The sequence below is a fragment of the Clavibacter lycopersici genome (genome assembly GCF_003576405.1).
In the GTDB taxonomy this organism is placed as follows: domain Bacteria; phylum Actinomycetota; class Actinomycetes; order Actinomycetales; family Microbacteriaceae; genus Clavibacter; species Clavibacter lycopersici.
Window position 1 is genome coordinate 1 of the sequence record NZ_QWGT01000147.1, and the last position, 7,101, is coordinate 7,101.

Here is a 7,101-nt window from a genome sequence, read left to right on the forward strand (position 1 = left end):
CGGCGCGGGCCTCGCGGGCGTCGTGCCCGCGGGCGGTCCGCCGATCCGCGTCGTGATCGTCGACGACGACGCGCTCGTCCGCGCCGGCCTCGCGATGCTGCTGGGCGGCGGGCACGGGCTCGAGGTGGTGGGCGAGGCGGCCGACGGGCTCGCGGCCGACGTCGTGATCGCGCGCACCGCCCCCGACGTCGTGCTCATGGACATCCGCATGCCGGTCTGCGACGGGATCACCGCCACGGCCCGCGAGGTGGCCCGGCGCCCCGACCTCCCGGTCATCGTCCTCACGACCTTCGACGCCGACGAGCTCGTGCTCGGCGCGCTCCGGGCGGGGGCCCGCGGGTTCCTGCTCAAGGACACGCCGCCGGTCGAGCTCGTGCAGGCGGTGCGGCAGGTCGCCGCGGGCCGGTCGATCCTGTCGCCGTCGGTGCTCGACACCGTGATCGGCGTGGCGGCGCAGCGCGACCGCGCCGACCGGACGGCCGAGCGGGAGCGCTTTCGGACGCTGACGGAGCGCGAGCAGGAGGTGGCGCTCGCCATCGCGCGCGGCTGGTCGAACGCGCGCATCGCCGCCGACCTGTTCCTCGGCGTCGCGACCGTGAAGACCCACGTGGGGCACGTGCTGGACAAGCTCGGGGTCGAGGGCCGCGTGCAGGTCGCCGTGCTCGTGCACGAGGCCGGGCTCGCCCCGTCGGAGTGAGCCCGGCCCCGGGCGGTGCCGGCCGGAGCCGGTCAGGCGTCGCGGATCAGCTCGCGAGCGCCGGGTAGTCGGTGTAGCCCTCGGCGCCGGGGCCGTAGAACGTGGCCGGGTTGGGCTCGTTCGTCGGGGCACCCTGCTCCCAGCGCTCGACGAGGTCGGGGTTCGCGATGATCATGCGGCCGACGGCCACGACGTCGGCCGTGCCCTCCTCGACGAGCTGGATCGCCTCGTCGTACTCGGTCTGGACGCCGAAGCCGCTGTTGATCATGAGCGGGCCGCCGAAGGTCTTCCGGAGGCCCTGCACGAGCTCGCCGGCGGGCTCCGCGTGCAGGATGCTCACGTACGCGAGGCCGAGCGGCGCGATGCCGGAGAGCAGCGCCTCGTAGGTGGCGCGGGTCTCGTCGGCGTCCTCCTCGAGCACGTCCTGGATGTTGTGCGCCGGCGAGATGCGGATGCCCACGCGCTCGGCGCCGATCTCGCGGGAGATCGCGTGCGCCACGTCGATGCCGAGCTTCGCGCGGGCCGCGGGCGATCCGCCGTAGGCGTCGGTGCGCACGTTCGAGACGGGCGAGAGGAACTCGTGCAGCAGGTAGCCGTTGGCCGAGTGGATCTCGACCCCGTCGAACCCGGCGTCGACCGCGTTGCGCGCGGCGACCGTGAGCTCGTCGACGATGAGCGGGACCTCGTCGGTCTCCGGCTCGCTCGGCACGGGGTACGGCTTCTTGCCGGTGGGCACGTGCACCTCGCCCTGGATCGCGATGGCGCTCGGCGCGAGCAGCGGCAGGCCGCCCGTGATGTCCTCGTGCGAGACGCGCCCGCCGTGCATGAGCTGCATGACGATGCGGCCGCCGGCCTCGTGCACCGCGTCCGTCACGCGGCGCCAGCCGGCGATCTGCTCGTCCGTCACGATGCCGGGCTGGCCCGGGTACGCCTTGCTGCGCTCGCTCGTGAACACGCCCTCGGAGACGATGAGGCCGGTGGACGCGCGCTGGCGGTAGTACTCGACGACGAGGTCGCCGGGCACGCCGTGCTCGTCGGAGCGCATGCGGGTCAGGGGCGCCATGGCGACGCGGTTGGGGAGCTCGAGGGCGCCGAGGGCGACGGGGGAGAACAGCTTCACGTGGTGGATCCTTCGTCTCGCGGGTGGTCGGCGCGCACCCGGACGGATCGCGTCGAGGGAGCGGGCGGGGCCAGCGGCCCGAGCGGACCGCCCTCGGGCAACCTGGACGCCCCGGGACGGCATTCCGCGCGCGCCCCTTCTCCCAGGCCCTCGTCAGGCTCCCCGCGCCCCGGGCGCGTCCGCCGGGTGGGCGTCAGCCCGTCAGTACGAGGTGGTGGACTCCGCGCGACGCGCGAGCACGACGTCGTCGGCCGCGAGGTCGTGCCAGCCGCGGAGGAGGTGGCGCGAGTCCCACCCGACGGATGCGTACGGCAGCCAGACCGTGAAGATCGAGCCGATGACGAACGCGTTCTGCACCACGCCGCGGATCAGCGCCCGCCCGAAGCCGAGCATGCCGGGCTCGGAGAAGCGCTGGACGCGGATCCCGACCATGGCCTTGCCCGGTGTCGTGCCCTTCCAGCCGAGCCACCACGTGGCGATGAGCAGGTACGAGATCAGGCTGATGAGGACGGCGAGCACGGCACCGCCGGAGTAGGAGTCCAGCATGTCGTCCGCGGCCTCGCCGAACAGCTGCAGGTCGTTGATCCGCTGCTGCGCCATCCTCTGCAGCGGGATGATGAAGGCCGCCGCCGAGAGCCCGCCGACGAACCCGAACACGACCTGGTCGAGGATCCGCCCGGCCGCACGACGCCCCACTCCCGCGAGGCGCCAGGCGGGGTCGATGTGCGCCGGGAGCGGCCGCTGCGCGGGCGGCAGGAGGACCATCCCGTACCCGGGCGGCGGGACGGCGCCGGGGTGGGTGGCCGGGTACGGGCCCGCGGGGTACGGGCCACCCGGGTAGGCGGCGCCCGGGTACGAGCCCGCCGGGTAGGCGGTGCTCGCTCCGTCGGCGGGCCCGTACGCCGGCGAGGTGTGCGCATCGTCCGCCGATCGCGGGCCCCCCTGCGCCTGGTCCGGCCGTCCGTCGTCGTCGTCGTGCGCGTGCGTCATCGCGTCTCCCCTGGTCGCCGCGCCCCCGCGGCGCGGGTCCAGCGTATCCAGCGGTCGGGGAGACCGGGACGCGGAGAGGGCCCGGCACCCTCGCGGATGCCGGGCCCTCCCGGTCGTGCTGGTGACGCTCGCGTCAGCCCTGGATCTCCCCGCGGGAGACGGCCTCGGCGTACTTGCGGAGATCCGGCCCCGGCTCGAAGTCGATGAACCGGCCCTTCAGCTGCTCGAACAGGCGCTGGTACACGGTCTCCCAGTCCTGCCCCTCGAGCTCCTCCGCCGCGGTCTGCACGGCCTCCTGGAGCACGCGGTCGCTGTCGGCGAGGATCTTGTCCCGCGCCTCCTGGTTCCAGCGGATCTCGGACGTGTCCATGATCAGGCCTTCACGTCCCCGCGCCAGGCGCCGTCCTCGGTGCCGCGCTTCTCGATGAACTCCTTGAAGTTCTCGAGGTCCTTCTTGATGACGTGGTCGTCGACGCCGATCGCGGCGCCGACCTTCTCGACGAGGCCCTTGGCGGCCCAGTCCAGCTGGACGGTGACGCGGGTCTCGGTGTCGCTGAGCTTGTGGAACGTGACGACGCCGGCGTGGTCCTCGTCGCCGCCCGTGGAGTTCCAGGCGACGCGCTCGTCGGGGTGCTGCTCGGTGATGTTGGCCTCGAAGGTGCGCTCGACGCCGCCGATCTTGACCTTCCACTCGGTGAGCGTGTCGGTGACCTGCGTGATCGACTCCACGTAGCTGAGGAAGTTCGGGAACGACTCGAACTGGGTCCACTGGTTGTAGGCGGTGCTGACGGGGACGTTGACGTCGACGGTCTCGATTACCTGGGGCATTGCTTCTCCTCGTTCGGATTCGGTGCGTGGGGTCGGATCCTCGTGCGATCCGAGAGCCCGGGCTCCGGTGTGGACACCGGCGCGGGCACGACTCCGACGCTACGCCGGGCCCCGACCGGGAATCCGGCACCCGAGGAATGCACAGGGAACGTTCAACCGCCGGTCACGCCTCGGCGGTCCGCGCCGGCCCGAGCAGGCGCTCGACGAAGGCGCGCGACCACGCGGCGTAGACGCGGGACGCCTGCGCGGCGTCCGGGTCGCCCAGGTGCATGACGCTCTCGCCGGGGAACGGGACGGATTGGGCGTCGGCGCGGGACTCGACGACCTCCGCCGTGACGCGGTTGAGCAGCCGCGCGTGCCGGGCGGCGACCGCGCGCCAAGCCGCGGGGATCCCCACGCTCGCGTGCAGCGGCGGGACCTCGGGGATGAGCACGCGCGCGCCGTCCGGCAGCCCGCGGCAGAGGTCGTCGATGGCCGCGCACAGCAGCCGCCGCCAGGTGCGCTGCGGCGTGAGGCGGATGCTGTCGCCCACGCCCACCATGAGGAGCACCACGTCGACGCCGGCGAGGAGCGACCGGTCGCGGACCGTGCCGGCCGCCGTGTGGATCGTGAGGTCGGCGAAGGGGCGCGTCTCCCACTCGACCCCGCGGCCGGTGCGACGGGCCAGCTGGCGGGAGAAGTGGCCGGCCAGGCCGAGCTCGTGGGAGAGGACGCCCATGCCGACGGCCGTGGCCTCGCCGATGACGAGGACGCGCTGCGGGGAGTCGCCCGGAACCGCACCGGACGCCGCGTCGCGCGGGAACACCGCGCTCCGGAGCCCCGCCCGCAGGGCCGCGTACTGCGCGAAGATCACGGGCCGTGCGACGGCCTGCGCGAACCGCCTGATGCGTCCCGTCATGCGCCGCACCCCCCGGTCGTCGACGCGTCCAGCGTACCCGGCGGGTCAGACGCCGCGGTTGCGGAGGAAGGGCATGGGCGATGTGGCGACGCCGCCCTGCCGGATCTCGAAGTGGAGGTGGCAGCCGGTGCTGAGCCCGGCGCTGCCGACCGCGCCGATCTGCTGGCCCGCCTGGACGCTCTGGCCCGTGCGGACCATCACGCCGTACGAGTACATGTGGCCGTAGACGCTCGTCACGCCGCCGCCGTGGTTGAGGGTGATCGCGTTGCCGAAGCCGCTGGATCCACCCGCGAACTGCACGGTGCCGGCCGCCGTCGCGTAGATGGGGGTGCCGCAGCCGGCGCCGAAGTCGTCGCCGGCGTGGAGGCGCCAGTAGCCGAGGATCGGGTGCAGACGCATCCCGTAGGACTGGTAGGAGCCGTAGCTGCGGATGGGCATGGTCCAGCCGGACGACGAGGGCTGGCCGCCCGACGACGGCGGGCGGGGCGCGTTGGCCGGCGGGCGCGCGGCGGCGTTCGCGGCGGCGGCAGCAGCTGCGGCAGCGGCGCGCGCCTCGGCCTGGCGGCGGGCCTCGGCGGCCGCCTCCTCCTGGCGCTTCCGCTCGCCGATCGCGAACCCCTCCTCGACGGAGATCCGGGAGTCGCGGAGCGTGGTGAGCTGCGCCTGGAGCTCGGAGCTGCGGGCCTCCTGCTCGGCGAGCGCCTGGTCGGCGCGGGCCTGCGCCGCGGACGCCTCCTGCAGTTTGGCCTCGGCGTCGGCGGCGAGGACGGCCAGCGCCTCCTTCGCGACGGACGCCTGCTTGCCCAGCGACTCGGCGGTGCGGGCCGAGGTGACGGCGGCGGTGAACGCGGTGTCCTGCCGGTCGGCGAGCTTGGTCGCCGTGCCCATGCGGGCCAGGAGGGCGTCGGCGTCCTCGCCCCCGCTCGTGAAGAGGCGGAGGGAGACGTCGCCGCCGCCACCGCTCCGGGCGAGCTGGGCGACGAGCTGGCCGACCTGGCGCTTGGCCTCGTCGGCGTCGGCCTGGGCCCTGTCGGCCTTGGACTCGAGGGCCTCGAGCTCGCCCGTGGCCTCGTCGAGCGCGTCCACCGCGGCGGCGTGCTCGTCGGCGCGCTGGAGCGCGAGGGCCGTGGCGGCCTCGACCTCGGCGGAGAGGCCGGAGATGAGGGAGGTGATGCGCGTGACCTGGTCGGCGGTGGCCTGCTCGCTCGAGCGCGCGGCCTGCACCTCGGACCAGGTGGGGTACTCCTCCGCGGCCTGCGCCGACGGGACGCCGAGCCCGAGCAGGAGGCCGGATGCGGCGAGGACGGCGGCGAGGCGCAGGCGCGGCGCGGTCGCGGTCCGCGGGCGTCCGGGGACGGGGCGGGAGGTGCGTGCGGTGCGGGAGATGGCGGGCCTCGTCGAGGTCGGTGGAGCGCGGTTCTCTCGACGGTAACCGAAATCATGGCCGACATCACCATCCACTTTCGTTTCTGTGGGTGAGGAAACATGCCGCGGGATCGTGGGCGGACAGCCGGACCCTAGGATCGGGCCGCAGGACGACCGGCGTCCGGTCGGGAGCGCGCATGACGGTCATCGAGGCGCCCGGCGGCCGGGCCCAGGCGCGCGGCGCGGGCATCGTCACCGCGGTCGTGGGGTTCGCCGGGACGTCGGCGGTCGTGCTCACGGGCCTCAGCGCGGTGGGCGCGTCGCCGTCGCAGGCCGCGTCCGGGCTGCTCGCGCTGTGCGTCACGCAGGGCCTCGGCACCGTGCTCCTCGCGCACCGCTTCCGCCGGCCGATCACCCTCTCCTGGTCGACGCCCGGTGCCGCGCTGCTGATCGGTTCCGGTGCCGTGGAGGGCGGCTGGGCAGCGGCGGTGGGCGCGTTCCTCGTGTGCGGGACCCTCGTGCTGGCGACCGCGCTCTGGCCGCTGCTCGGGCGGCTCGTGCGCCTGATCCCGGCGAGCGTGGCCGCCGCGATGCTCGCGGGCGTGCTCCTCCCCCTGTGCGTCGCGACCGTGACGGCGGCGGTCGCCACTCCCCTCGTCGTGCTGCCCGTGATCCTCGCCTGGCTCGTCGCCGCCCGCCTCGCCCCGCGCTGGGCGGCTCCGACCGCGCTGGCCGCCGCGCTCGTCGTGGTCGGCATCTCGCTCGCGGTCGCCGGGCCGGCGCCCGGGACGACGCTCGACCTCGCGCAGCTCGTGCCGCGGATCGAGCTGACGGCGCCCGCCTTCACCGCGGCGGCGGCGGTCGCGCTCGGGATCCCGCTGTTCGTCGTCACGATGGCGTCGCAGAACCTGCCGGGCGTCGCCGTGCTGGCGAGCTTCGGCTACGCGACGCCGTGGCGGGCCGCGATGACGACGACCGCGGCCGCGACCCTCGTGAGCGCGCCGTTCGGCGGGCACGCCGTGAACCTCGCCGCGCTGTCGGCCGCGCTCTCCGCGGCGCCGTCCGCGCATCCGGATCCAGACGAGCGGTGGCGCGCGGCGAGCACGGCCGGGTGGACCAACCTCGTGCTCGGGCTGGCGTCGGCGGCGCTCGCGGCCGTGATCGTGGCGGGTCCCGCGGGCGTCGTCGCGGCGGCGGCCGGGC

Annotated in this window: 8 protein-coding genes; 2 read left to right on the top strand and 6 right to left on the bottom strand. The window is 74.8% G+C overall.

The features are described from left to right. On the top strand, window positions 1-697 hold a 697-nt coding region (locus tag DZG00_RS10355), incomplete at its 5' end, for a response regulator (RefSeq protein ID WP_233550116.1). 46 nt (window positions 698-743) lie between these two features. Here the strand turns inward: DZG00_RS10355 and DZG00_RS10360 are convergent. The 6 genes from DZG00_RS10360 to DZG00_RS10385 form a co-directional block, all read right to left on the bottom strand. Beyond that, window positions 744-1,817, bottom strand: coding sequence for an alkene reductase (locus DZG00_RS10360; protein WP_119382503.1), 1,074 nt, complete (start codon window positions 1,815-1,817; stop codon window positions 744-746). Window positions 1,818-2,018: 201 nt separating this feature from the next. After that, window positions 2,019-2,807, bottom strand: coding sequence for an RDD family protein (locus DZG00_RS10365; RefSeq protein ID WP_119382504.1), 789 nt, complete (start codon window positions 2,805-2,807; stop codon window positions 2,019-2,021). Window positions 2,808-2,940: 133 nt separating this feature from the next. Continuing rightward, entirely contained in the window at window positions 2,941-3,177 is a 237-nt protein-coding gene (locus DZG00_RS10370; RefSeq protein ID WP_119382505.1) for a hypothetical protein, read from the bottom strand. Between the two features lie 2 nt (window positions 3,178-3,179). Continuing rightward, on the bottom strand, window positions 3,180-3,635 hold the full coding sequence (locus tag DZG00_RS10375; RefSeq protein WP_119382506.1) for an SRPBCC family protein: 456 nt from the start codon (window positions 3,633-3,635) through the stop codon (window positions 3,180-3,182). Between the two features lie 163 nt (window positions 3,636-3,798). Beyond that, window positions 3,799-4,533: an SGNH/GDSL hydrolase family protein gene (locus DZG00_RS10380; protein ID WP_119382508.1), complete on the bottom strand. Its 735-nt coding sequence runs from the start codon at window positions 4,531-4,533 to the stop codon at window positions 3,799-3,801. A gap of 45 nt (window positions 4,534-4,578) precedes the next feature. Beyond that, the gene (locus DZG00_RS10385) at window positions 4,579-5,994 is read right to left on the bottom strand and encodes a M23 family metallopeptidase (RefSeq protein ID WP_233550117.1); all 1,416 of its coding nucleotides are present in this window, start codon (window positions 5,992-5,994) and stop codon (window positions 4,579-4,581) included. Window positions 5,995-6,095: 101 nt separating this feature from the next. Here DZG00_RS10385 and DZG00_RS10390 point away from each other — a divergent pair. Next, on the top strand, window positions 6,096-7,101 hold a 1,006-nt coding region (locus DZG00_RS10390), incomplete at its 3' end, for a benzoate/H(+) symporter BenE family transporter (RefSeq protein ID WP_119455597.1).